Origin of the sequence: Mycolicibacter acidiphilus (assembly GCF_018455725.1) — a bacterium.
In the GTDB taxonomy this organism is placed as follows: Bacteria; Actinomycetota; Actinomycetes; order Mycobacteriales; family Mycobacteriaceae; genus Mycobacterium; species Mycobacterium acidiphilum.
The window spans coordinates 1-1019 of the sequence record NZ_JAHCLR010000041.1; the positions used below are offsets into that span (position 1 = coordinate 1).

A 1019-nucleotide genomic window follows, 5' to 3' on the forward strand; every position below is an offset into this window, starting at 1 on the left:
GCCGCCGCTGCCGCCGTTGCCGCCGTTGGCGCCCGCTGCGCCGGCGGTGGTGGCATCGACGGCGGCCGACCCGGCCCCGCCGTTGCCGCCGGTCCCGCCGGTTCCGCCGGTTCCGCCTTGACCACCGTTGCCGCCGAGCGCGCCGCCCTGACCGCCGGCACCACCTGCCCCACCGGTCAGGCCGGTGCCGCCGTTACCGCCCGCGGCGCCCGCTCCAACCGCGTCGGCGCCGGTGGACCCGACACCGCTGGCGCCGCCTGCGCCGCCCATGCCGCCGTCGCCGTAGCTGCCGCCGTTACCGCCGGTGCCGCCGGTACCACCGATGCCGGCGCTGACGCTGAAGCCCGCCCCGCCGTTGCCGCCGACGCCGCTGCCGTGGCTGGGCGAACCCCCGGCGCCCACAGCGCCGCCGGCACCGCTTCCGGTCAGGCCGCCGCTGCCGGCCGCCCCGCCGTTGCCACCGGCCCCGGCGTGGCCCGGGTCGCCGCCGTTGCCGCCGTCGAAGCCGTCGTGGTGATCCGCGGTGCCCGCTGCGCCGTTGCCGCCGTTACCGCCCTGGCCCGCCGCACCACCTGTGCCGCCGGTGCCGCCGTTGCCGTTCGCGCCGGCGCTGCCGTGGGTCGCGGCGCCACCGGCACCGCCGTTGCCGCCGTTGCCGCCGTTGCCGCCGTCGTCACCGTTGCCACCGTTGCCGCCGTCGCCGCCGGTGGTGCTGGACCCGGCGGATCCGTTGCCGCCGTTGCCGCCGATCCCACCGGTCCCGCCGTTGCCGCCGCGGCCACCGGCCCCGAACTGCGCGCTGCTCGCCCCGCCGATGCCACCGGATCCGCCGAGACCGCCCGCACCACCGGCGAGACCCGCCGCCGCACCGGTCCCGCCGTCGCCGCCGGCCCCGCCGATCCCGAACAGGGAACCCAGTGCGGCGCCACCGGCCCCGCCGTTGCCACCCACCACGCCGGCAACGCCCGTGCCGCCCGCACCGCCGTCACCGCCGTTGCCGGCGATCGTGCCGCCGGTGC

At 80.5% G+C, this 1019-nt stretch carries 1 pseudogene; it reads right to left on the bottom strand.

The annotated features are described in order from the left end of the window. Positions 1-1019, bottom strand: a pseudogene (locus KIH27_RS17290) (PE family protein); the annotation flags it as partial.